Genomic DNA, 836 nt, shown 5'->3' on the forward strand with positions numbered 1-836 from the left:
TAGGGTCAGGACTCATAGCCAGTAGATCACGAGTGCTGCGAGGGCGACTGCGGACAGGAAGACCTTCGGGCATCTGTCGTAGCGGGTTGCCACACGCCGCCAATCCTTCAACCTACCAAACATGATTTCGATCCGGTTGCGCCGTTTATAACGACGCTTGTCGTACTTAACTGTTTTCTTCCGCCGCTTCCGGCCAGGGATGCAGGCACGTATCCCTTTGTCTTTCAACGCTTCCCGGAACCAATCGGCGTCATAACCACGATCCCCGAGCAGCCAATCTGCGTCCGGCAGGCGGTTCAGCAGTACCCGCGCACCAATGTAATCGCTGACCTGACCGGCGGTGATGAACAGGTTGAGCGGACGTCCCCGGCTGTCGCAGATGGCATGCAACTTGGTGTTCATGCCGCCCTTGGTGCGACCTATCAGACGTCCACGCCCCCTTTTTTGACGCCCAAACTGGTCGCGGTACGGTGGGCCTTCAGGTAGGTTGCATCGATCATCACGATCTTCTCTTCACCGTGTTCGGCAGCCAGGCCGGCCATCATTCGGGCAAAGATGCCTTTGTCGCTCCACCGTTTCCAACGGTTATAGAGTGTCTTGTGTGGGCCATACGCCGAAGGGGCATCACGCCATCTCAACCCATTGCGATTAATGAAGATAATGCCGCTCAATACACGTCGATCATCAACGCGTGGTTTGCCGTGGGACTTGGGGAAGAAAGGTTCAAGACGCGCCATCTGCGCATCCGTCAGCCAGAAAAGATCAGACATGGTCACCACTCGATTTTCAAACCGTGAATCACGCAGACAAACGGAAATCAATGGGTCCTGACCCTA

The 836-nt window shown here is 55.9% G+C and carries 1 protein-coding gene; it reads right to left on the minus strand.

Annotation, left to right across the window (positions count from 1 at the left end; translation table 11 throughout):
• Positions 1 to 12: 12 nt before the first annotated feature.
• Positions 13 to 770, minus strand: a protein-coding gene (locus tag J7382_RS19860) for an IS5 family transposase (protein WP_209070720.1) whose coding sequence is annotated in 2 segments (ribosomal slippage) — positions 13 to 434 and positions 434 to 770 — 759 coding nt in all. Because the reading frame shifts where the segments join, the coding sequence is not laid out codon by codon here.
• Between the last annotated feature and the right edge of the window lie 66 nt (positions 771 to 836).

The sequence above is a fragment of the Shimia sp. R11_0 genome (genome assembly GCF_017744035.1).
Taxonomy (GTDB): Bacteria; Pseudomonadota; Alphaproteobacteria; order Rhodobacterales; family Rhodobacteraceae; genus Shimia; species Shimia marina.